The organism is Blastococcus sp. SYSU DS0828, assembly GCF_054050975.1.
The window spans coordinates 37,739-59,536 of the sequence record NZ_JBJHAK010000005.1; the positions used below are offsets into that span (position 1 = coordinate 37,739).

Annotated in this window: 21 protein-coding genes; 7 read left to right on the forward strand and 14 right to left on the reverse strand. The window is 73.0% G+C overall.

The features are described from left to right. Positions 1 to 48 precede the first annotated feature (48 nt). Genes ACI79Q_RS05405 through ACI79Q_RS05440 form a run of 8 tightly spaced genes read right to left on the reverse strand, consistent with a single transcriptional unit; the run spans position 49 to position 6,985 of the window. A complete protein-coding gene (locus ACI79Q_RS05405) occupies positions 49 to 453 on the reverse strand; it encodes a metal-sulfur cluster assembly factor (RefSeq protein WP_269193641.1) in 405 nt (134 codons plus the stop codon). After that, positions 450 to 923: a Fe-S cluster assembly sulfur transfer protein SufU gene (sufU, locus tag ACI79Q_RS05410; protein WP_456614336.1), complete on the reverse strand. Its 474-nt coding sequence runs from the start codon at positions 921 to 923 to the stop codon at positions 450 to 452. Before sufU ends, ACI79Q_RS05405 begins: the two co-directional genes overlap by 4 nt. After that, positions 923 to 2,263 (reverse strand): cysteine desulfurase, encoded by a 1,341-nt coding sequence (locus ACI79Q_RS05415; protein ID WP_456598831.1) that lies wholly within the window; start codon positions 2,261 to 2,263, stop codon positions 923 to 925. Before ACI79Q_RS05415 ends, sufU begins: the two co-directional genes overlap by 1 nt. Then, positions 2,260 to 3,033 carry a Fe-S cluster assembly ATPase SufC gene (gene sufC, locus ACI79Q_RS05420; protein WP_456590344.1) on the reverse strand — a complete coding sequence of 258 codons (774 nt, stop codon included), beginning with the start codon at positions 3,031 to 3,033 and terminating at the stop codon, positions 2,260 to 2,262. Before sufC ends, ACI79Q_RS05415 begins: the two co-directional genes overlap by 4 nt. 16 nt (positions 3,034 to 3,049) lie before the next feature. Further along, complete coding sequence (locus tag ACI79Q_RS05425) at positions 3,050 to 3,403, reverse strand: Rieske (2Fe-2S) protein (protein ID WP_456590343.1); 354 nt, start codon at positions 3,401 to 3,403, stop codon at positions 3,050 to 3,052. 2 nt (positions 3,404 to 3,405) lie between these two features. Then, positions 3,406 to 4,722, reverse strand: coding sequence for a Fe-S cluster assembly protein SufD (gene sufD / locus ACI79Q_RS05430; protein ID WP_456598832.1), 1,317 nt, complete (start codon positions 4,720 to 4,722; stop codon positions 3,406 to 3,408). Then, complete coding sequence (gene sufB / locus ACI79Q_RS05435; RefSeq protein ID WP_456590341.1) at positions 4,722 to 6,164, reverse strand: Fe-S cluster assembly protein SufB; 1,443 nt, start codon at positions 6,162 to 6,164, stop codon at positions 4,722 to 4,724. The genes sufD and sufB overlap by 1 nt, the downstream gene beginning before the upstream one ends. Continuing rightward, positions 6,161 to 6,985, reverse strand: coding sequence for a helix-turn-helix transcriptional regulator (locus tag ACI79Q_RS05440; protein WP_456590340.1), 825 nt, complete (start codon positions 6,983 to 6,985; stop codon positions 6,161 to 6,163). Before ACI79Q_RS05440 ends, sufB begins: the two co-directional genes overlap by 4 nt. Positions 6,986 to 7,203: 218 nt before the next feature. On the opposite strand from ACI79Q_RS05440, the gene ACI79Q_RS05445 reads away from it, so the two are divergent. Then, entirely contained in the window at positions 7,204 to 8,130 is a 927-nt protein-coding gene (locus ACI79Q_RS05445) for a COX15/CtaA family protein (protein ID WP_456590339.1), read from the forward strand. 66 nt (positions 8,131 to 8,196) lie between these two features. Here ACI79Q_RS05445 and ACI79Q_RS05450 read toward each other — a convergent pair whose 3' ends face one another. Both ACI79Q_RS05450 and ACI79Q_RS05455 read right to left on the reverse strand, forming a co-directional pair. Further along, the gene (locus ACI79Q_RS05450; protein WP_456614337.1) at positions 8,197 to 8,481 is read right to left on the reverse strand and encodes a hypothetical protein; all 285 of its coding nucleotides are present in this window, start codon (positions 8,479 to 8,481) and stop codon (positions 8,197 to 8,199) included. 106 nt (positions 8,482 to 8,587) lie between these two features. Then, on the reverse strand, positions 8,588 to 9,520 hold the full coding sequence (locus tag ACI79Q_RS05455; protein ID WP_456590337.1) for a heme o synthase: 933 nt from the start codon (positions 9,518 to 9,520) through the stop codon (positions 8,588 to 8,590). A 297-nt stretch (positions 9,521 to 9,817) separates the two neighbouring features. On the opposite strand from ACI79Q_RS05455, the gene tkt reads away from it, so the two are divergent. The 6 genes from tkt to pgl all read left to right on the forward strand — a co-directional run bounded on the left by tkt (position 9,818) and on the right by pgl (position 18,348). After that, positions 9,818 to 12,031 carry a transketolase gene (gene tkt, locus ACI79Q_RS05460; RefSeq protein ID WP_456614338.1) on the forward strand — a complete coding sequence of 738 codons (2,214 nt, stop codon included), beginning with the start codon at positions 9,818 to 9,820 and terminating at the stop codon, positions 12,029 to 12,031. Positions 12,032 to 12,121: 90 nt separating this feature from the next. Then, positions 12,122 to 13,222, forward strand: a complete 1,101-nt coding sequence (gene tal, locus ACI79Q_RS05465; RefSeq protein WP_456590335.1) for a transaldolase — start codon at positions 12,122 to 12,124, stop codon at positions 13,220 to 13,222. Continuing rightward, a complete protein-coding gene (locus ACI79Q_RS05470) occupies positions 13,219 to 14,823 on the forward strand; it encodes a glucose-6-phosphate isomerase (protein ID WP_456590334.1) in 1,605 nt (534 codons plus the stop codon). The genes tal and ACI79Q_RS05470 overlap by 4 nt, the downstream gene beginning before the upstream one ends. A gap of 105 nt (positions 14,824 to 14,928) precedes the next feature. Beyond that, on the forward strand, positions 14,929 to 16,446 hold the full coding sequence (gene zwf / locus ACI79Q_RS05475) for a glucose-6-phosphate dehydrogenase (protein WP_456598835.1): 1,518 nt from the start codon (positions 14,929 to 14,931) through the stop codon (positions 16,444 to 16,446). Between the two features lie 49 nt (positions 16,447 to 16,495). After that, entirely contained in the window at positions 16,496 to 17,536 is a 1,041-nt protein-coding gene (locus ACI79Q_RS05480; RefSeq protein WP_456590332.1) for a glucose-6-phosphate dehydrogenase assembly protein OpcA, read from the forward strand. Beyond that, on the forward strand, positions 17,533 to 18,348 hold the full coding sequence (gene pgl / locus ACI79Q_RS05485) for a 6-phosphogluconolactonase (protein WP_456614339.1): 816 nt from the start codon (positions 17,533 to 17,535) through the stop codon (positions 18,346 to 18,348). Before ACI79Q_RS05480 ends, pgl begins: the two co-directional genes overlap by 4 nt. Before the next feature lies 1 nt (position 18,349). Here the strand turns inward: pgl and ACI79Q_RS05490 are convergent, their stop codons facing one another. The 4 genes from ACI79Q_RS05490 to tpiA all read right to left on the reverse strand — a co-directional run bounded on the left by ACI79Q_RS05490 (position 18,350) and on the right by tpiA (position 21,798). Next, positions 18,350 to 18,691: an RNA polymerase-binding protein RbpA gene (locus tag ACI79Q_RS05490; RefSeq protein WP_456590330.1), complete on the reverse strand. Its 342-nt coding sequence runs from the start codon at positions 18,689 to 18,691 to the stop codon at positions 18,350 to 18,352. A 127-nt stretch (positions 18,692 to 18,818) separates the two neighbouring features. Further along, on the reverse strand, positions 18,819 to 19,055 hold the full coding sequence (gene secG, locus ACI79Q_RS05495; RefSeq protein ID WP_456590329.1) for a preprotein translocase subunit SecG: 237 nt from the start codon (positions 19,053 to 19,055) through the stop codon (positions 18,819 to 18,821). A 110-nt stretch (positions 19,056 to 19,165) separates the two neighbouring features. After that, entirely contained in the window at positions 19,166 to 20,917 is a 1,752-nt protein-coding gene (locus ACI79Q_RS05500; RefSeq protein ID WP_456614340.1) for an ABC transporter substrate-binding protein, read from the reverse strand. 71 nt (positions 20,918 to 20,988) lie between these two features. After that, a complete protein-coding gene (tpiA, locus tag ACI79Q_RS05505) occupies positions 20,989 to 21,798 on the reverse strand; it encodes a triose-phosphate isomerase (RefSeq protein ID WP_456590327.1) in 810 nt (269 codons plus the stop codon).

A 21,798-nucleotide genomic window follows, 5' to 3' on the forward strand; every position in this document is an offset into this window, starting at 1 on the left:
CAGGGGCCCGCCCCGAGCGCGCGAGGGGTGGGGGGCGAAGGGGTCCTTCTAGACCCGGAAACCCAGGGCGCGCAGCTGCTCGCGGCCGTCGTCGGTGATCTTGTCCGGGCCCCACGGCGGCATCCAGACCCAGTTGATCCGGATGTCGTCGACCAGGCCGGGGCCGGGGCCACCGGTGAGCGCCTGGCGCGCCTGGTCCTCGATGACGTCGGTCAGCGGGCAGGCCGCGCTGGTCAGCGTCATGTCGATGATCGCGACGCTGGAGTCACCGTTGCTGTCGTCGACGTCGAGCCCGTAGACGAGGCCGAGGTCGACGACGTTGACGCCGAGCTCGGGGTCGACGACGTCACGCATCGCCTCCTCGAGGTCCTCGAGCAGCGCCGACTTGTAGGCCGGCAGGTCGCCGGGCGCTCCGTCGGTCGCGGGTGTGGCGTTCTCGGTGGTCTCGCTCATGCCTGGCCTCCAGCCGGGGTCGTGGTCGCGGACATCGCCCGCGCCGAGGCGTCCTTCAGGGCCATCCAGCTCATCAGCGCGCACTTGATCCGCGCCGGGTACTTGGAGACGCCGGCGAACGCGACGGCGTCCTCCAGCTCGTCCTCGAGCTTCTCGGCGACGGCCGGGTCGCCCTTGGCCTGCATCAGGGTCATGAAGTGCTCGCCGGTCTCCAGCGCCTCGGTCACGCGCTTGCCGACGACCAGGTCGTGCATGGCCGAGACCGATGCCTGGCTGATCGAGCAGCCCATGCCCTCGTAGGACACGTCGGCGACCGTGTCGCCGTCGAGCCGCACGCGCAGGGTCACCTCGTCACCGCAGGTCGGGTTGACGTGGTGTACCTCGGCGTCGAACGGGTCACGCAGACCGCGTCCGTGCGGGTTCTTGTAGTGGTCCAGGATGATCTCCTGGTACATCGACTCCAGCTGCATCAGCTCGCTGCTCCCTCACTGTCTCCAGAGGGTGCAACACCGAAGAAGCGCTGTGCTTCCCGGATGCCGTCGGCGAGTGCGTCGATGTCGTCGTAGCCGGTGTGCACGTAGAACGTCGCGCGGGTGGTGGCCGGCACGCCGTAGCGCCGCACCACCGGCCAGGCGCAGTGGTGCCCCACCCGAACGGCGATGCCGAGGTCGTCGAGCACCTGGCCGACGTCGTGCGGGTGGATGCCCTCGACGGTGAAGGAGATCGCTCCCCCGCGGGCGACGGTGTCCGGCGGGCCGATCACGGTGACGCCGGGGACCTCGGCCAGCCTGGCCAGCGCGTAGCCGGTGAGCGCCTTCTCGTGCTCCTCGACCTTGTCCATGCCCAGGTGCTGCAGGTAGTCGACGGCCGCGCCGAGCCCGACCACCTGCGCGGTCATGGGCACGCCGGCCTCGAAGCGCTGCGGCGGCGGCATGAAGGTGCTGCCCTCCATCCGCACGACCTCGATCATCGAGCCGCCGGTGAGGAACGGCGGCAGCTTGTCGAGCACCTCGTAGCGGCCCCAGAGGACGCCGACGCCGGTGGGCCCGAGCATCTTGTGACCGGAGAACACGAGGAAGTCCGCGCCCAGCGTCTGCACGTCGACCGGCTGGTGCGGCACCGACTGGGCCCCGTCGACCAGCACCAGGGCGCCGACCTCGTGGGCCCGGGCGACGATCCCCTCGAGCGGGTTGATCGTGCCGAGGATGTTCGACTGCTGGGTGACGGCGACCAGCTTGGTGCGCTCGTTGACCACCGTGCCGAGGTCCGAGAGGTCCAGCCGGCCGTCGTCGGTGAGGCCCAGCCAGCGCAGGGTCGCCCCGGTGCGCTCGCACAGCTGCTGCCACGGGATCAGGTCGGCGTGGTGCTCCATCTCGGTGACCACGATCTCGTCGCCCTGGCCCACCGCGTAGGTGCGGAACTCCGGCTCCTTCGCCGTCGCGGCGTTGGAGAGCGCGTAGGCCACCAGGTTGATCGCCTCGGTGGTGTTCCGCGTGAAGACGATCTCGTTCTCGGGGGCCCCGATGAAGGCGCCGATCTTCGCCCGGGCCTCCTCGTACGCCGCGGTCGCCTCCTCGGCGAGCTGGTGGGCCCCCCGGTGCGGCGCGGCGTTGACGTTCTCGTAGAACCAGCGCTCGGCGTCGAGCACCTGGCGCGGCTTCTGCGAGGTCGCCCCGGAGTCGAGGTAGACCAGCCGCTTCCCGTCCCGGACGGTGCGCGTCAGGATCGGGAAGTCCGCCCGGATCGCCTCGACGTCCAGCGGAAGAGGCGCCTGCTGCGCCCCTCCGGGACGCGAGACGAGCTGGGTCATGCGGATGCGACCTCCGGGGTGCCCTTGACGTAGGACGCGTAGCCCTCGTCCTCGAGCTTGGCGGCGAGCTCCGGGCCACCCTCGTCGACGACCTTGCCGGCGACGAAGACGTGCACGAAGTCGGGCTTGATGTACTTCAGGATGCGCGTGTAGTGCGTGATGAGCAGGACGCCGACGTCGCTGTCCTCGCGGCTGCGGTTGACGCCCTCGGAGACGACGCGCAGCGCGTCGACGTCGAGCCCGGAGTCGGTCTCGTCGAGGATCGCGATGGCGGGCTTGAGCAGCCGCATCTGCAGGATCTCGTGGCGCTTCTTCTCACCGCCGGAGAAGCCCTCGTTGACGTTGCGCTCGGCGAACGCCGGGTCCATCTCCAGGCCGGACATCTCGGTCTTGACGTCCTTGACCCAGGTGCGCAGCTTCGGCGCCTCGCCCTTGATGGCGGTGGCGGCGGTGCGCAGGAAGTTCGACACCGAGACGCCGGGGACCTCGACCGGGTACTGCATGGCGAGGAACAGGCCGGCGCGGGCGCGCTCGTCCACGCTCATCTCGAGGACGTCCTCGCCGTCGAGGGTGACGGTGCCCCCGGTGATCGTGTACTTGGGGTGGCCGGCGATCGAGTAGGCCAGGGTCGACTTGCCCGACCCGTTGGGGCCCATGATGGCGTGGGTCTCGCCCGAGCGGACGGTCAGGTCGACGCCGCGGAGGATCTCCTTGGCGTCGTCACCCTCGCCCACGCTGACGTGCAGGTCGCGGATCTCCAGAACGGACACTTCTCTTCTCGCTCCTTCATTCACCGGCCGCGAGCGGGAGGCGGCCGTCGGCTTCGGTGTCGACGAGCACGTCCTCCCCCTCCACGCGGACGGGGTAGACGTCGACCGGCTCGGTGGCCGGCAGGTTGGTGGGTTCACCGGTGCGCAGGTCGAAGCACGACCCGTGCAGGAAGCACTCGATGGTGGGGGCGCCGTCGAAGGTCTCGACGTCCCCGTCGGTCAGGGGGACGTCGGCGTGCGAGCACCGGTCCTCCAGGGCGTAGAGCTGCCCCTCGAACCGGACGACGGCGACGTCGACGTCCGCGAGCTCGACCCGCAGGGAGCCGTTCTCGGGGACGTCGGCCAGCGCGCAGACCCGTTCGAACGCCATGGTCAGGCCACCTCGACCGGCTGCTCGTCGAGGCCGGGCAGGGCGCCGAGGCGCTCGTCGATCGACGCCATCAGCCGGTCCTGCAGGGCGTCGACGCCGATGCGCTGGACGACGTCGGCGAAGAAGCCGCGCACGACCAGGCGGCGGGCCGTCTCGGCCTCGATGCCGCGCGAGCACAGGTAGAACAGCTGCTCGTCGTCGAAGCGGCCGGTGGCGCTGGCATGGCCGGCGCCGACGATCTCGCCGGTCTCGATCTCCAGGTTCGGCACCGAGTCGGCGCGGGCGCCGTCGGTGAGCACGAGGTTCCGGTTGAGCTCGTAGGTCTCCGTGCCGGTGGCCGCGGGGCGGATGCGGACGTCGCCGATCCAGACCGTACGGGCGCCCTCGCCCTGCAGTGCGCCCTTGTAGAGCACGTTGCTGGTGCAGTTCGGGACGGCGTGATCGACCCAGAGGCGGTGCTCCTGGTGCTGGGTCTCGTCGGAGAAGTAGACGCCGAACAGCTCCGCGCTACCGCCGGGGCCGGCGTACTGCACGTTGCTGACCAGGCGGACGAGGTCACCGCCCAGGGTGACCACGACCTGCGTGAAGGTGGCGTCGCGACCGACGACGGCGTCGTACTGGGCGCCGTGCACCGCGCCGGGCGCCCAGTCCTGCACGGAGACGAGCCGCACCTGCGCGCTGTCACCGACGAGGACGGAGACGCCGCCCGCGTACTTCGCGAGGCCGCTGTGGTCGAGCACGATCGTCGCCGTGGCGAAGGCGCCCACCTCGATCACGAGGTGACCCCACACGACGTCCTCGGAGCCGGTGCCGGCGAGCCCCAGCGTGACCGGCCGGTCCAGCTGCGCCTCCTTGGCCACCCGCACGACGGCGGCGCCGCCACTGCGCTGCCGGGCGAGCGCGGCGAGCCGGTCCACCGGCTCGGGCAGGCCCTTGAGCAGCGGGTCGTCGGCCTCGACGCTGGTCAGCTCCACGCCCTCGGGCAGGTCGGTGGTCCAGGTCAGGTGCGCGTCGGACGGGGCGCCGTCCAGCAGCGGGCGGATCCGCTTCATGGGGGTGAAGCGCCAGGTCTCCTCGCGGCCCGTGGGCACGCCGAAGGCGTCCGGGTCGGTGGAGGTGAACCGCTCGGCCGGTGAGCCGGTCGGGGCGGGCCCACCGTGCGAGTGCGCGCCCGGGCCCGCCTCCCCCGCGCTGCCGGTGTCGGCGGCCGGGGTGGTGGGCGGCCCGGCCTGGGCCCCCACGCCCGGAGCGAACAGCTCCGAGGCGAGGGTGCTCGGCTGGGTGGTGAGGTCGGTCGTGCCGGTGTTGGAGTCGGTCATCAGCCGACAGCACCTTCCATCTGCAGTTCGATGAGCCGGTTGAGCTCGAGGGCGTACTCCATGGGCAGTTCGCGGGCGATCGGCTCGACGAAGCCGCGCACCACCATCGCCATGGCCTCGTCCTCGGAGAGGCCGCGGCTCATCAGGTAGAAGAGCTGGTCCTCGCTGACCCGGGAGACGGTCGCCTCGTGCCCCATGGAGACGTCGTCCTCGCGGACATCGACGTAGGGGTAGGTGTCCGACCGGCTGATCGTGTCGACCAGCAGTGCGTCGCACTTGACCGTCGACTTGGAGCCGTAGGCGCCCTCGTCGACCTGGACCAGGCCGCGGTAGGAGGTGCGGCCACCGCCACGGGCCACCGACTTCGACACGATGGTCGAGGAGGTGTGCGGCGCGGCGTGCACCATCTTGGCGCCCGCGTCCTGGTGCTGGCCCTCGCCGGCGAAGGCGATCGAGAGCACCTCGCCCTTGGCGTGCTCGCCGGTCATCCAGACGGCCGGGTACTTCATGGTCACCTTGGAGCCGAGGTTGCCGTCGACCCATTCCATGGTCGCGCCCTCGTGGGCCACGGCCCGCTTGGTGACCAGGTTGTAGACGTTGTTCGACCAGTTCTGGATGGTCGTGTACCGGCAGCGCGCGTTCTTCTTGACGATGATCTCGACCACCGCGGAGTGCAGCGAGTCCGACTTGTAGATCGGTGCGGTGCAGCCCTCGACGTAGTGCACGTAGGCGCCCTCGTCGACGATGATCAGCGTCCGCTCGAACTGGCCCATGTTCTCGGTGTTGATCCGGAAGTAGGCCTGCAGCGGGATCTCGACGTGCACGCCCTTCGGCACGTAGATGAACGAGCCGCCGGACCAGACCGCGGTGTTCAGCGCGGCGAACTTGTTGTCGCCGGAGGGGATCACCGAGCCGAAGTACTCCTGGAAGATCTCCGGGTGCTCCTTGAGCGCCGAGTCGGTGTCCAGGAAGAGCACGCCCTGGTCCTCCAGCTCCTTCTGGATCTGGTGGTAGACGACCTCGGACTCGTACTGCGCGGCGACGCCGGACACGAGGCGCTGCTTCTCCGCCTCGGGGATGCCGAGCTTGTCGTAGGTGTTCTTGATGTCGTCGGGCAGGTCCTCCCACGAGGCCGCCTGGGCCTCGGTGGAGCGCACGAAGTACTTGATGTTCTGGAAGTCGATCCCGGAGAGGTCCGACCCCCAGTCCGGCATCGGCTTGCGGCCGAAGAGCTTGAGGGCCTTGAGGCGGCGCTCGAGCATCCACTCGGGCTCGCTCTTGCGGGCGGAGATGTCGCGGACGACGTCCTCGTCGATGCCCCGGCGCGCGGACGCACCGGCGACGTCGGCGTCGGCCCAGCCGTACTCGTAGCGGCCGAGCTGCTCGATCTGCTCGTCCTGCGTCAGCTGCGTGGCCGTCGCCGGCTGCTGGGTGCTGGTCATGCGGGCGTCCTCTCCCGGTCGTTCGTGGGGGTGAAGCTGGTGGACGGTGCGGTGCGCGCGCGACGCGCGGCTGCACGCTCACCTGGTACAGGGCGTTCGGGGGCCGTTCTGTTCCCCGGACGCTGGGACCCCGGCCGTATCGGCCCGGGGATGTGGGTGGTGCAGACCCCGTCGCCGTGGGCGATCGTGGCCAGCCGCTGGACGTGCGTGCCGACCAGCCGGCCGATCACCGCCGTCTCGGCCTCGCAGAGCTGCGGGAACTCCGCCGCGACGTGCGCCACCGGGCAGTGGTGCTGGCAGAGCTGCCCACCTCCGGACAGCGCCGAGGCGGTGGCAGCGTAGCCCTCGGCCGTCAGGGCGGCGGCGAGCGCCTGGGCCCGGTCCACCGGCTCACCGGGGCGGGCGCTGACCGCCTGCTCGACCGCGCTCCAGGCGCGTGCCTCCAGCCCGGCGAGCTGCTGCTCGGCGACCGCACGGACGGCGTCGGGACCACCCACATCCGCCACGTACCGCAGCGCGGTCAGCGCCAGGTCGTCGTAGGCGTGCGGGAAGGCCGAGCGGCCGGCGTCGGTGAGGTGGAAGCGGCGGGCCGGCCGCCCCCGGCCGCGGTGGGCGTCGCGCACCTGGCGCTCCTCGATCCGGCCGGTGGCGACCAGGGCGTCGAGGTGCCGGCGCACGGCCGCCGGTGAGACGCCGAGCCGGCCGGCGAGCTCGGTCGCCGTCTGCGGCCCGTGCTCGAGCAGCAGCCCGCTCACGCGGTCACGGGTGCGCCCGTCGTCGGCGGTCGCCGACGGTCGGGGGTGCGCCGCGATGGATTCCACAACACGAGTGTGTCCTATTTCAGGAGGCCTGCAAGCAAGGTCCACCTAAGAAGCGGCCCCTCCGGGACGGTTCGTGAGCAGCCTCACGCCCCCCCGGCCCGCCCGCAGAGGCGCGACTCGGGGCGGGCGAGCGGCGGGGGCGGTGGCCGCGCTGCAGGGCGCCGCGGCGAGCTCGCGAGGCGCGGGGGGCAGCGGGGTCCTTCAACTAGCATCGGGGCGTGCCGGTCCTGCCCGCCTCCTTCTCGCCCACGACCATCTCGCGGGTCGCCTTCGCGAACGTCGTGGCCAACGGCGGGATCGTCCTCACGGGCGGCGTCGTCCGCCTCACCGGATCGGGGCTCGGCTGCCCGACCTGGCCGCGCTGCACCGACGACAGCTTCGTCACCACGCCCGAGATGGGCATCCACGGGGTGGTCGAGTTCGGCAACCGCCTGCTCACCTTCGTCCTGTCGGTGCTGGCCGTGGCCCTCGTCGTCGTGGTGTTCCGGTCGGCCCGCCGCGACCTGCGCGCCCTGGCCGTGGCCGCGTTCCTGGGCATCCCGGCGCAGGGCGTCGTCGGCGGCATCACCGTGCTGACCGGGCTGAACCCGTGGACGGTCGCCGGGCACTTCCTCGTCTCCATGGGGCTGGTCGCGCTCACCACGGTGCTCTGGCTGCGGTCCCGCGAGCCGGGGGTCGGGCAGCCGCTGGTCGGGCGCCCGTTCCGGCTGCTCGTCGGCGCCGTCGCCGCGGCCACCGCGCTGGTCCTGGTCATGGGCACGGTGGTCACCGGCAGCGGTCCGCACAGCGGCGACGCCGAGGCCGGTCGCACCGGGCTCGACGCAGAGCTGGTCAGCCACCTGCACGCCGACGCCGTCTTCCTGCTCATCGGGCTCACCGTCGCGTTGCTCGTCGCGCTGCACACGACCGACTCCCCCGGCCGGGTCCGGCGCGCCGCCCGTGACCTGCTGGTGGTCCAGCTCGCGCAGGGCGTGATCGGCTACGTCCAGTACTTCACCGACCTGCCGATCGTGCTGGTGCTGCTGCACATGCTGGGCGCGGTGCTGATCACCGCCTACACGGCCCGGCTGGTGTGGTCCGTGCGCGGCCCGGCCTCGGAGGCCCCGCTGACGGCCCCCCTCGAGCCGGCGGTCGCCACCCGCTGAACCGGCTGAGTGCGCCGATGAGCAGTTCTCGCGCCCGAGGCTGCTCGTCCGCGCACACCGCCGCGGTCAGTCGTGCCACACCAGAAGCACGGCGAGCGAGCCGTCGGCGGACTCCCAGCGGCGTCCGGTGACGGTCTCGGCGGCGCTCCGCGCATCGGCCCACGCCGGCCACGCGTCCTCCTCGTCGTGCCACACGAGCCTGCCGCCCGCGAGGTAGGTGACCACGGGCCACCCCGCCTGGATCAGGCCCTCGATCTCGACCGTCTCGATGCGGCCGCCACGGGCCGAGTACGTGCGGCCGTCCGCCCCCACGAACTGGCCCATCCGCACGTTCGCGAGGTCCCGGCGCACGATCCGCACGGTAGTGCTCGGCGGCAGCCGGCTGCGCCGCCCTCCAGGGGCCCCGTCCGGAGGCTCGTCCCGAGCCTGCGAGGGGTGAGGAGGACGGGGTCCTTCCTCAGACGAAGACGTCGACGATGATCGCGACCGACAGCAGCGCCATGTAGGAGATCGAGATGTGGAACAGCTGCATCGGTCGGGTCTCCACCCCTCGCTGGATGCGGGAGAGCAGCCGGTGCGCCTCGACCACGAACCAGGCGCCGAGGGCGGCGGCGGTCAGCGTGTAGATCCAGCCGATGCCGTACTCGGCACCGAGCGGGGCGAGCAGCAGCGAGACCGCCACGGTCAGCCAGGTCCAGACGACGGTCTGCCGGCCGACGGAGAGCTCCGAGGCGACGACGGGGAGCATCGGGACGTCGGCCCGCGCGTAGTCCTCGCGGAACCGCATGGCCAGCGCCCAGAAGTGCGGCAGCTGCCAGCAGAAGACGACGCCGAAGAAGATCCAGGCCGGCCAGTCCAGGGAACCGGTGACGGCGGCCCAGCCGATGAGCACCGGCGCGGCCCCGGGCACCCCGCCGAACAGCGTGCTGTGCCGCGTGCGCCGCTTGAGCACCGCGGTGTAGATGACCGCGTAGTAGAAGATCGCCCCCGCGGCGAGGGCCGCGGCCAGCGGGGTGGTGGTGAGGGCCAGCAGGACGATCGCCAGCACCGACAGGACGACGCCGAAGACGAAGGCGTTGCGCGGGCTCACCTCGCCGGTCACCAGGGCCCGGCGCTCGGTCCGGCGCATCAGCCGGTCGATGTCGCGGTCGTACCAGCAGTTGAAGACGTTGGCCGCACCGGCGGCGAGCGTGCCGCCGACCATCGTCGCGGCCAGCAGGCCCCACGACGGCCACCCACCCGCCGCCAGGATCATCGCCGGCAGCGTCGTGATCAGCAGCAGCTCGATGATGCGGGGCTTGGTCAACCCCACGTACGCGCCCAGCCGGGCGCGCAGGCGGGTGGAGCGGCGGGCAGCGGAGGCGGGAGGGCGCTCGGACAGCGCCGTCACCGGGTGCCCTCGTGCGCGGTCGCGCGCGGGCAGCAGGGCACCACGGGATCCCTTCGAACCTGGAGGCGTAACTCCCCCACTGTAGCCCCGGCCGGTTCACGGGCCGCCGCGCGGCACGACCTCGGATGACTAGGGTTGATCACGTTGCTGCCGCCGGTGCAGCGGGTAGGGGCGACGCGACGACGTCGTCACGCCCCCTGACCCACCGGCCCGGGGGGACGCCCCTGGGCGACCCACCGGCGGCCGGCCGCTCGCCCGGGCACGACGTCAGGCCTACCTCGAGGGAGAACCGACCAGATGGACACGCGCAGCACCGGACCGGAAGCCCCCGCCGAGGCCGCGACCGACGCGCCCACCGGCAGCCCGTCGCAGCCGCAGCCGACCCTCCCCCAGGACTTCGGGGATCTCGACCGCCGCGCCATCGACACCGCGCGCGTGCTGGCGATCGACGCCGTCCAGAAGGTCGGTAACGGCCACCCGGGCACCGCCATGAGCATGGCCCCGACGGCCTACCTGCTCTTCCACAAGTGGCTGCGGCACGACCCCACCGACCCGAACTGGGTCGCCCGCGACCGGTTCGTCCTCTCCATGGGGCACTCCAGCCTGACGCTGTACGTGCAGCTGTTCCTCTCCGGCTACGGCCTGGAGGTCGACGACCTCAAGGCGCTGCGCACCTGGGGCTCGAAGACCCCGGGCCACCCCGAGGTCAACCACACCCCGGGCGTCGAGACCACGACCGGCCCGCTGGGCCAGGGTGTCGGCAACGCGGTCGGCATGGCGATGGCCGCCCGCCGGGAGCGCGGGATGCTCGACCCGGACGCCCCCGAGGGCGAGAGCCTCTTCGACCACTCCATCTGGTGCTTCGCCTCCGACGGCGACATGGAGGAGGGCGTCAGCGGCGAGGCGTCGTCGCTGGCCGGCACGCAGCGGCTGGGCAACCTGACCCTCGTCTACGACGACAACAAGATCTCCATCGAGGACGACACGACCGTCGCCTTCACCGAGGACGTCGGCAAGCGCTACGAGGCCTACGGCTGGCACGTGCAGCACGTCGACGACGGTGAGGACCTCGCCGCCGTCGACGCGGCCTTCGCCGCGGCCAAGGCCGAGACCGGTCGCCCCTCCCTCATCGTGCTGCGGACGGTCATCGCCTGGCCGGCCCCCACCAAGCAGAACACCGGCGCCTCGCACGGCTCGGCGCTCGGCGACGACGAGGTGCGCGCGACCAAGGAGATCCTCGGCTTCGACCCCGAGCGGACCTTCCAGGTCGACGACGACGTCCTCGCCCACGCCCGGTCCGTCGTGGAGAAGGGCCGCGCGGCCCGCGCCGAGTGGGACGAGCGGTTCACCGCGTGGGAGAAGGCCAACCCCGAGGGCGCCGCCCTGCTGGCCCGGATGCGCGAGCGCCGGCTGCCCGAGGGCTGGGCCGAGGACCTGCCCGCCTTCCCCGCCGACGAGAAGGGCGTGGCCACCCGCAAGGCGTCGGGGAAGGTGCTGGCCGCGCTCTACCCACGGCTGCCCGAGCTCTGGGGCGGCTCCGCCGACCTCGCCGAGAGCAACAACACCGCGGTGGAGGGCGAGCCGTCGTTCCTGCCCGCCGACCGGCAGACCAAGATGTGGTCCGGCGGTCCCTTCGGCCGCACGATCCACTTCGGCGTCCGCGAGCACGCCATGGGCGCGATCATGAACGGCATCGCCCTGCACGGCGGCACCCGCGTGTACGGCGGCACGTTCCTCACCTTCTCCGACTACATGCGCGGCGCGGTCCGGCTGGCCGCGCTCATGCAACTGCCGGTCACCTACGTCTGGACCCACGACTCGATCGGCCTCGGCGAGGACGGCCCCACCCACCAGCCGATCGAGCACTTCGCCGCGCTGCGCGCCATCCCCGGCCTCGACGTCGTCCGCCCCGCGGACGCCAACGAGGTCACCGCCGCCTGGCGGACGATCCTGGAGAACAACGACCGGCCGGCCGGGCTGCTGCTGTCCCGGCAGAACCTGCCGGTGTTCGACCGCGAGCGGTTCGGCTCGGCCGACGGCGTCGCCCGCGGCGCCTACGTGCTGGCCGAGGCCTCGACCGGCAGCCCCGACGTGATCCTGCTCGGCACCGGGTCCGAGGTGCAGATCGCCATGGCCGCCCGCGACCGCCTGGAGGCCGACGGCGTCCCGACCCGGGTCGTCTCCGTGCCGTGCGTCGAGTGGTTCGCCGACCAGGACCAGGCCTACAAGGACGAGGTGCTCCCCCCGACGGTCCGCGCCCGGGTGAGCGTCGAGGCGGGCGTGCCGATGGGCTGGCGCGAGTTCGTCGGCGACGCCGGCCGGATCGTCGGGCTCACCCACTACGGCGCCAGCGCCGCGTACACCGTCCTGTACGAGCAGTTCGGCCTGACCGACGAGGCCGTGGTCGCCGCCGCCCGCGAGAGCCTCGAGGCCGCCCGCTCCGGCGCCACCGTCCCGGCCGGTCCGGTCGCCGCCACGGGCGGGCTCCCCCAGGCCACCGGCGACCGCTGAGAAAGGACCTCGCTGCCCCCCACCACCCACAGGCTCGCGGCGGGTCCCTGCAGCGAGGCCGCTCCAGTCCCTTCCTGAAAGGCACCTGACATGGCACAGAACCAGAACCTGGCCGAGCTGTCGTCCGCGGGGGTCGCCGTCTGGCTCGACGACCTCTCGCGTGACCGCATCCGCAGCGGCAACCTGCAGTCGCTGGTCGACGAGCACAGCGTCGTGGGCGTCACCACGAACCCGACCATCTTCGCGGCGGCGATCAGCGGGTCGGACTCCTACGACGACCAGCTGCACGCGCTCGCCGTCCGCGAGGTCAGCGTCGAGGAGGCGCTGCGGACGATCACCGCCGCCGACGTCCGGGACGCCTGCGACCTGCTCCGCCCGATCGCCGACCGGCAGCCGGGCGACGGCCGGGTCTCCCTCGAGGTGGCCCCCGGCCTGGCGCACGACACCGACGCCACCGCCGCCGAGGCCGCCCACCTGTGGTGGCTGGTCGACCGGCCCAACCTCTACATCAAGATCCCGGCGACCGAGGCCGGCCTGCCCGCGATCACCGAGACGATCGCCAACGGCATCAGCGTCAACGTCACGCTCATCTTCAGCCTGGAGCGCTACCGCGCCGTGATGGACGCCTACCTCGCGGGCCTGGAGAAGCGGGTGGCCGAGGGCGGATCGCTCGAGGGCATCGCGTCGGTGGCGTCGTTCTTCGTGTCCCGGGTGGACAGCGAGATCGACAAGCGCCTCGACGCGGCCGGCGCCGACGCCTCGCTCAAGGGCAAGGCCGGCATCGCCAACGCGCAGCTGGCCTACCAGGCCTACGAGGAGGTGTTCTCCTCCGACCGCTGGCGGGCCCTCGAGGCGCAGGGCGCGGCTCGGCAGCGGCCGCTGTGGGCCTCGACCGGAGTCAAGAACCCCGACTACTCCGACACGATGTACATCAGCGAGCTCATCGCGCCGGGCACGGTCAACACCATGCCGGAGAAGACGATGATGGCCTACGCGGACCACGGCGCCCCCGGGACGCCCGTGCAGAAGGCCTACGACGACGCGGCGGGGGTCATGCAGGCGGTGCGCGACGCCGGCGTGGACCTCGACGACGTCTTCCGCGTGCTCGAGGACGAGGGCGTGCAGAAGTTCGTCGACTCCTGGGACGAGCTCACCGACTCGGTACGAAGCGAGCTCGAGGACAAGAAGTGACCCTGGCGGTCAGCTGCACGGGGTTGGAGATCCCCGGCGCTCTCCGCCGGCAACTGGACGAGGACGACGTCGCCGCCCGGCTGGTCCGCAAGGACCCGACGCTGTGGGGCCCCGACGCGGAGAGCGAGGCCGCGGTCCGGCTCGGCTGGATCGACCTGCCGGCCACCTCCCGGTCGCTGCTCACCGCGCTGGCCGAGCTGCGCACCCAGCTGGTCGCCGAGGGGCTGGACCGCATCGTGCTCTGCGGCATGGGTGGCTCGTCGCTGGCCCCGGAGGTGATCTGCCGGACGGCGGGCGTGCCGCTGGTCGTCCTGGACTCCACCGATCCCGGTCAGGTGGCCGCCGCCATGACCGAACTGGAGCGCACCGTCGTGGTGGTCAGCTCCAAGTCCGGCGGAACGCTGGAGACCGACAGCCAGCGGCGGGCGTTCGCAGCCGCGTTCGCCCGTGCCGGCCTGGACGAGAGCCAGATCGGCGCGCGGTTTGTCGTCGTCACCGATCCCGGGTCCCCCCTGGCGGAGGCGGCCGCCGCCATGGGGGCCCGCGCGGTATTCCTCGCCGACCCCACCGTCGGTGGCCGGTACAGCGCGCTCTCCGCCTTCGGACTGGTGCCCGCCGCCCTCGCCGGTGCCGACGTCGCCGCGCTGATCGACGACGCGGCGCAGCTGGCCCAGCAGCTCGCCGCCCCGCGCAACCCGGCCATGGAACTGGGGATCGTGCTGGCCGCGGCGTTCGGCGCCGGGCGCGACAAGCTGGCCCTCGCCGACGCCGGCGTCCCCCCGATCGAGGGCTTCGGCGACTGGGCCGAGCAGCTCATCGCCGAGTCGACGGGCAAGGAGGGCCGCGGGATCCTCCCCGTCGTCCTCGAGCGGCCGGAGGCGTCCGCCAGCTCGGCCCCCGACGTCCTGCTGGGCCTGGTGGGAGCCGACGCCCCCGGCCCGGGGCCGGCGCTCGGCGTCACCGGGCCGCTCGGCGCGCAATTCCTCGGCTGGGAGTACGCGACCGCGGTCGCCGGCCGGGTGCTGGGGATCAACCCCTTCGACCAGCCGAACGTGACCGAGAGCAAGGAGAACACCTCCGTGCTCCTCGCCGCCGGGCTGCCCGACGAGCAGCCGGCGGCGACGATCGGCGCGGTGGAGATCCGCGGGACCGCCTCGGTCCTCGACGGGGTCGACCTCTCCTCGCTCGACGGTCTCTCGCTGACCCTCGACGCGCTGCTGGCCGCCGTCCAGCCCCGCGGGTACCTCGCCGTCATGGCGTACCTCGACCGGCACCGGGACGCGCGCGCCGCCGAGGTGCGCAGGTCGCTGGCGAGCCGGACCGAGCAGGTGGTGACCTTCGGGTGGGGCCCCCGCTTCCTGCACTCGACCGGCCAGTACCACAAGGGCGGTCCTCCGGTCGGCGTCTTCCTGCAGCTCACCGGGGCACTCGGCGAGGACCTCCCGGTGCCGGACCGCCCGTACACCTTCGGCATGCTGCAGGCGGCGCAGGCAGCCGGCGACCGCAAGGCGCTCGCCGATCGTGGCTGCCCGCTGCTCCACCTGCACCTCACCGACCGCGAGGCCGGCATCGACCAGCTGCTCACCGCGCTGGGCTGCTGATCTGGGGCACCGACCAGCGAGCCGCCCCTCGATCCGCGCCCGACCCACTCCGCCGCCCGGTCCGACACGCCGGACGACGGGTCCCCCCGACCACGAGGACGGACGATGATCCCCAACCCGCTGCGCGACCCGCGGGACCGCCGGCTGCCCCGCGTGCCCGAACCCTGCGCCCTGGTCGTCTTCGGCATCACCGGCGACCTCGCGCGCAAGAAGCTGCTCCCCGCCGTCTACGACCTGGCCAACCGCGGCCTGCTGCCCACGAACTTCGCCCTGCTCGGCTTCGCCCGCCGCGACTGGGGCGACACCGAGTTCGCCGAGCTGGCCCGGGAAGCGGCCCGGCGCAACGCCCGCACGCCCTGGCGCGAGGAGGTCTGGGAGCGCCTGGCCGGCACGGTCCGCTTCGTCCAGGGCAGCTTCGACGACGACAACGCCTTCGACGAGCTGGCCGAGCACCTTGACGAGCTGGAGGGCAGCCACGGCATCGGTGGCAACGCGGCGTTCTACCTGTCGATCCCGCCCGCGATGTTTCCCATCGTGCTGAAGCAGATGCAGCGCACCGGCATGGCCGAGAGCACGTCCGAGCGCTGGCGCCGGGTCGTGGTCGAGAAGCCGTTCGGGACCGACCTGGGGTCCAGCCGGGAGCTCAACGCGCTGGTGGACTCGGTCTTCACGGCGGACGACGTCTTCCGCATCGACCACTACCTGGGCAAGGAGACCGTCCAGAACCTGATGGCGCTGCGGTTCGCCAACAGCCTCTTCGAGCCCGTGTGGAACGGCCACCACGTCGACTCGGTGCAGATCACCATGGCGGAGGACGTGGGGATCGGCGGACGGGCCGGGTTCTACGAGAAGACCGGTGCGGCGCGGGACGTGCTGCAGAACCACCTGCTGCAGCTGCTGGCGCTGACCGCGATGGAGGAGCCGGTCGAGTTCTCCGCCGAGGAGATCCGCACCGAGAAGCTCAAGGTGCTGCGGGCGATCTCGCTGCCCGAGGACCTGCGCACGTTCGCGGTCCGCGGGCAGTACCAGCAGGGGTGGCTGGCCGGCCAGCGCGCCCGGGCCTACCGGCAGGAGGACGGCGTCGACCCCGGATCGACCACCGAGACCTACGCGGCGGTGCGGCTGGGCGTGGAGACCCGGCGCTGGGCCGGGGTGCCGTTCTACCTGCGCACCGGCAAGCGGCTCCCGCGCCGGGTCACCGAGATCGCGTTGGTGTTCAAGCGGGCACCGCACCTGCCGTTCGCCGAGACCGACACCGAGGAGCTGGGCAACAACCAGCTGGTCGTGCGGGTGCAGCCCGACGAAGGGGTCACCCTCAAGTTCGGCTCTAAGGTCCCCGGGAGCGTGATGGAGGTCCGGGACGTGTCCATGGACTTCCTGTACGGCGAGCAGTTCACCGAGAGCAGCCCCGAGGCCTACGAGCGGCTGCTCCTCGACGTCCTGCTCGGCGACGCCACCCTCTTCCCCCGCAACGCGGAGGTGGAGGCGTCCTGGGCGGTCATCGACCCGTTGCAGGAGTTCTGGCAGGGCAGCGACCCCTATCCCTACCGGGCGGGCGAGTGGGGCCCGCGGGCCGCCGACGAGATGCTCGCGGCCGAGGGCCGCCGCTGGCGGCGACCGTGAACGGCCCGCGCACCGACAGCCCGCACCCGACGCGAGCGGAGGAGACCCCGTGACGACCCTCTGGGACACCACCGGATCCGCGGTGGTGAAGGAACTGGCCGCCCAGCGGCGCACCGGCGGTGCGGTCCTGTCCGGCGTCGCGCTGACGCTGGTCGTCGTCGCCGACGAGAGCCGGGTGACCGAGGCGGAGGAGGCGGCGACGCACGCCGCCGAGCTGCACCCCTGCCGGCTGCTCATCGTGGTGCGCCGGCAGATCGACGCCCCCGGCCCGCGACTGGACGCCGAGGTCCTCATCGGCGGCCGCCTGGGCCCTGGCGAGGCGGTGGTGATGCGCATGTACGGGCGGCTCGCACTGCACGCCGAGTCGGTCGTGCTCCCGCTGCTGGCGGCCGACGCCCCGGTGGTCACCTGGTGGCACGAAGCACCGCCGGAGCGGATCGCCACCGACGCCCTCGGGGTCTTCGCCGACCGCCGGATCACCGACACCTCGCTCGCCGAGGACCCCTTGGCGGCCCTCCGGGTCCGGGCGGAGGACTACGCCCCCGGTGACTCCGACCTGGCGTGGACCCGGAGCACCGCCTGGCGCGCGGCGCTCGCCTCGACGCTGGACTCCGTGTCCGGCCGGCGCGGCGGGGCGGTGCACCTGCAGGGCGGCACGATCGAGGGCGACCCGCACAACGCCACCACCCGGTTGCTGGCGGGGTGGCTCTCCTCCCGTGGCGGCTGCCCGATCGACGTCACCACCGCCGAGCGCCGCACCGGACCGAGCGGCGTCGAGGCCATCACCCTGCAGCTCGACCAGGACGAGGAGGTGCGGATCCGCGCCGACCACCGCGGCGGCGCGGTGATCACCCAGCCCTACCGGCCCGACTCGAGCGTGGCCCTCCCCGATCGGCCGCTCGGAGACCTGCTCAGCGAGGAGCTGCACCGGCTGGATCCCGACGAGCCCTACAGCGATGCGCTGGAGGCGGCGACCGGCCTCACGGGGCTGTCGGACCGTGCACCGGTCCGGAAGCACGTGTGGTTCGACCCCGCTGCCCCGGACGGGTCCCCCGTCCGGGAAGGCGCCACGGAAGGAGGAACCGGATGAGCCTGTCCCCTGGGGACCGGGTGTCCGCCGAGCTGGCGGACGGCGACCGGCCCGTGCCCGCCGTCGTGATCGAGCCGGACGCCGACCGGCTGGCCCGCGCGGTCGCCGAGGCGCTCGTCGCCCGGCTCGCCGCCGCCCAGGCCGTGCACGGCACGGCGTCGGTCGTGCTGACCGGCGGCGGCATCGGCATCGCCGTGCTGGAACGGGTCGCCGGACTCGCGGCGGAGCCGGTGCGGGAGGTCGTGGACTGGACCGCCGTCGACGTGTGGTGGGGCGACGAGCGCTTCGTCCCCGCCGACGACGACGAGCGCAACGAGAAGCAGGCCCGCGCGGCGCTGCTGGACCGCGTCCCCGTCCCCGCGGAACGGGTGCACGCGATGCCGGCGTCCGACTCCGGGTGTGGATCGCCCGAGGAGGCCGCCGCGGCCTACCTGACGGAGCTGCGGGGCCACGCCGGGGAGGGCCGGGACCTGCCGCGCTTCGACGTGCTGCTGCTCGGCATGGGGCCCGAAGGTCACACGGCGTCGATCTTCCCGGACTCCCCCGCGGCCCGGGACGCCCGGCCGGTGCTCGCCGTGCACGACTGCCCCAAGCCGCCGCCCACGCGCGTCAGCCTCGGCTTTCCGGCGATCAACAGCGCCGAGGAGGTCTGGCTGCTCGTCGCGGGCGAGGGCAAGGCCGAGGCCGTGGCGGCGGCGCTGAAGGGCGCCGACCCGGTCGACCTCCCCGCGGCAGGGGTCCACGGCACCCGGGCGACGCGCTGGCTGCTCGACGCCGATGCCGCCTCACGCCTGCCCCGGCCCGCCGGCTGAGTCAGCCCCCGCGACGCACGCGGAGCCGGTGCAACGCCTCCTCGAGCAGGGCGTCGCCGTCGGCGTCGCTGCGCCGTTCCCGCACGTACGCCAGGTGCGTCTTGTAGGGCTCGATCCGGGGCGCCGGCGGCGGGGCGGTGCGGTCCTGCCCGGCCGGCAGCCCGCAGCGCGGGCAGTCCCACAGCTCGGGTACCTCGGCCTCGCTCGCGAGCACCACGCGGGTCTCGTGCCCGTTGGCGCACCAGAAGGGGATCCGGCGCCGGGGCGCGGACTCGCCGCGTTCCACCTCGCCGACCGGACCCGCCCCGACCCGGGTGCCCCGGATCGCATTCCCACCAGCCACGTGTGCCCCCTGATCGTCGGTCCGGGTTGCGGCGACGCCGACCACCGCGGGGGAAGTCTAGGGCTTGACGGGGCGCTTCCCGGTCACGATTGCGTGCCGGTTGTGATTCAGCGCACGGGGCGTGCGGTCAGGGGTTGACCTTGATCAGGATGCCCAGTGCCACGATGCAGACGGTCCAGATGAGGGCGGTGAGCACGGTCAGCCGGTTGAGGTTCTTCTCCACCACCGACGACCCGGACAGCGAGGAGGACACCGAGCCCCCGAACATCGAGGAGAGCCCGCCCCCCTTGCCGCGGTGCAGCAGGATCAGCACCACCAGCAGCAGGCTGCTGAGGACCAGCAGCACGTTGAGGAACAGCTCCATTGACCTCTCCGGAAGTATCGGCGACCGGCGACGGACGCCAGTTCTCGGTTCGAGCGTAGCCGACGGGGCCGGGTGGTCCGGTCAGCCCTGCCGGCGCCGACCCGCGGCTGTCATCGGACGCCTGCAGTGGCGACGTCGTAGCCGTCGTACGGCCGCATGACCAGGCCGTTGCGCAGCCGCTGCCCCGCCAGGAGCTGGATGCGCGTCTCGACCAGCGGGACGTAGGCGGCTCGAGCCAGCGCCGCCTCGGCCACCTCCGCCCACGTCACCTCCCCCGCCTTCGCCCGGTCGACCAGGGCGTTGACCTCCGGGTCGTCCAGCCGGGCGTGATTGGGATTGCCCACCCGGGCGATGCTGCGCCCGTCGACGAGGGGGACGAGGAAGGACCCGGCCGTCGGGAAGTCCGCGGTCCGGGTGGCCAGCACGAGCCCGTACCCGCTGCGGGCCACGTTGTCCGGGTTGCCGACGTCGGTCGCGTAGAAGGTCGCCGGGTCCAGCGGGCGGACCTCGACGTCGATCCCGATCTCGCCCAGCTGGCCGGCGATCTCCTCGGCGACGTCGACGCTGCTGCGCACGTCGGGCACGGCGAGGACGGTGGCGAACCCGTCGGGCTGCCCGCACTCGGCCAGGGCGGCCCGGGCGGCATCCAGGTCCGGGCCGTCGTCGCCCCCTCCCGGCCCGTCCGGCAGCGCCCGTGGCCACAGCTGGTTGCTGCGCACCGCGTCGACGGCACCGCCGAGTGCGGACTGGACGGCACGCCGGTCGATGGCCGCGGCGACGGCGGCCCGGCAGGCGGCGTCGTCCATCGGCGCGACGTCGGTGGGCAGCGCGAGCAGACGCACGGCGCCGGTGGTGACGTCGTCGACCCGGTCCAGCAGCTGCTCGCCGTCGTCCCCGGCGAGGCGGGCCGTCGTCGCAGGCATCACCCCGGTGCCCGAGATGTCGATGTCGGCGGAGCCGGCGAGCAGCGCCTGGTCCCGCGCCAGCCCCGAGAGGTCCGTGCGCACCACCACGCTGTCGGGCAGCGCCGTCCGCACCTGGTCGGTGGCCGGGTCCCACTCCGGGTTCCGCTCCAGCAGGATGCCCGTCTGCGGGTCGACCGAGGAGATGGCGTACGGCCCGGAGGACACCGGGTCGTCGCCGTACGCACCGCGGGTGTCGGCCTCCGCCGGTACCGGGCTGGCCGACGGCAGCGCCAGCACGTACGGCAGGTCAGGTTGCGGGGCGCGCAGCTGGAAGACGATCGTGCGGTCGTCGGGCGTCTCGATCGAGGTCAGGTCGGGGTCGTCCTCGTCGGTGGAGTACGGCCCCGGGTAGGGGTTGGCGGGGTCGTCCAGCAGGCCCACGAGGTAGGTGGGGCCCCCGACGATCACGTCGGAGGCGAACGAACGCTGGATGCCGTACTTCACGTCGGCGCTGGTGATGGGCCGGCCGTTCTCGAAGCGGACGCCTTCCTTGAGGGTGAAGGTCCAGCGCAACCCGTCCTCGGACACGGTGCCCAGGTCGGTGGCCAGGTCCGGGACGAGCTCGCCGGTCTCCCCCGGCGCGCTGGCGAACGTGACGAGGGTGCGGGCGTACAGCCGCATGAGGTTCCACACCCCCGGCAGGTAGGAGCGCTGCGGGTCCAGGCTGTCGATGGCCGGGGCGACCACCCGGAGCGTGCCGCCGCGCTCGTCCGACGGCGACCGGACACCCTCGATGCCGGCGTCGGGTCCGTCGGCGAGCACCGGCACGTCGGCCCGGCCGCCCGCGCCACCCAGGCAGCTGACCGCGAGGACGGCGACCAGCAGGATCACCGCCGCGGCCGCGAGCAGGCGCCGCGGGGACCAGTCCCGGGCCCACGGCGGGAGCCGGTCGGTCACCCGCTCCAGCGTCGAAGGCTCCACCTGCTGCCCGTCCCCTTCCGTCTGCGGCCGGGGACGGGCAGCAGGGTTCAGCTACCGCCGGCGATCCGGCAGATCTGCGCGAACTCGTCGGCGTCCAGGCTGGCCCCACCGACGAGTGCGCCGTCGATGTCCGCCCCGGCCAGGATCCCGGCCGTGTTGGCGGCCTTCACCGACCCGCCGTAGAGGATACGGACGCCGGCGCCGGTCTCGGTGCCGAAGCGCTCGGCGAGCCGCGCCCGCAGGGCACCGCACACCTCCTGCGCGTCCTCCGGGGTGGCCACCTCGCCGGTGCCGATGGCCCACACCGGCTCGTAGGCGACCACGAGCCCGCTCACCTGCTCGGCGGTCAGGCCCTCGAGCGCGGCGTCCAGCTGCCGGGTGCAGTGCGCGACGTGGTCGCCGGCCTGGCGGACGTCGAGCCCCTCCCCCACGCACACGATCGGCACGAGCCCGTGGCGCACCGCCGCCTGCACCTTGGCGGCCACCACGGCGTCGTCCTCCGCGTGCAGCGCCCGCCGCTCGGAGTGCCCCACGGTCACGTACGTGCAGGCGAGCGCAGCGAGCATGCCCCCGCTGACCTCACCGGTGTAGGCGCCGGCGTCGTGGGCGGAGAGGTCCTGGGCTCCGTAGCCGATCGCCAGCTTGTCGCCGGCCACCAGCGTCTGCACGCTGCGCAGGGCCGTGAAGGGCGGGAGGACGACGACCTCGGTGGCGTCGAGCTCCTTCTCCTTGAGGGAGAACACGACCTTCTGGACGAGCCCGATGGCCTCCAGGTGGGTCATGTGCATCTTCCAGTTGCCGGCGATGAGCGGCCGGCGGCCCTCGCGGGGCTGGGTGCGGCGGTCGTTGCGGGCCAT

Coding starts and splice junctions, on each gene's coding strand:
- tkt (WP_456614338.1), top strand. CDS start 9,818: ATGGACACGCGCAGCACCGGACCGGAAGCCCCCGCCGAGGCCGCGACC.
- pgl (WP_456614339.1), top strand. CDS start 17,533: ATGAGCCTGTCCCCTGGGGACCGGGTGTCCGCCGAGCTGGCGGACGGC.
- secG (WP_456590329.1), bottom strand. CDS start 19,055: ATGGAGCTGTTCCTCAACGTGCTGCTGGTCCTCAGCAGCCTGCTGCTG.
- sufB (WP_456590341.1), bottom strand. CDS start 6,164: ATGACCAGCACCCAGCAGCCGGCGACGGCCACGCAGCTGACGCAGGAC.
- ACI79Q_RS05415 (WP_456598831.1), bottom strand. CDS start 2,263: ATGACCCAGCTCGTCTCGCGTCCCGGAGGGGCGCAGCAGGCGCCTCTT.
- sufU (WP_456614336.1), bottom strand. CDS start 923: ATGCAGCTGGAGTCGATGTACCAGGAGATCATCCTGGACCACTACAAG.
- sufD (WP_456598832.1), bottom strand. CDS start 4,722: ATGACCGACTCCAACACCGGCACGACCGACCTCACCACCCAGCCGAGC.
- tal (WP_456590335.1), top strand. CDS start 12,122: ATGGCACAGAACCAGAACCTGGCCGAGCTGTCGTCCGCGGGGGTCGCC.
- tpiA (WP_456590327.1), bottom strand. CDS start 21,798: ATGGCCCGCAACGACCGCCGCACCCAGCCCCGCGAGGGCCGCCGGCCG.
- zwf (WP_456598835.1), top strand. CDS start 14,929: ATGATCCCCAACCCGCTGCGCGACCCGCGGGACCGCCGGCTGCCCCGC.
- ACI79Q_RS05425 (WP_456590343.1), bottom strand. CDS start 3,403: ATGGCGTTCGAACGGGTCTGCGCGCTGGCCGACGTCCCCGAGAACGGC.
- ACI79Q_RS05405 (WP_269193641.1), bottom strand. CDS start 453: ATGAGCGAGACCACCGAGAACGCCACACCCGCGACCGACGGAGCGCCC.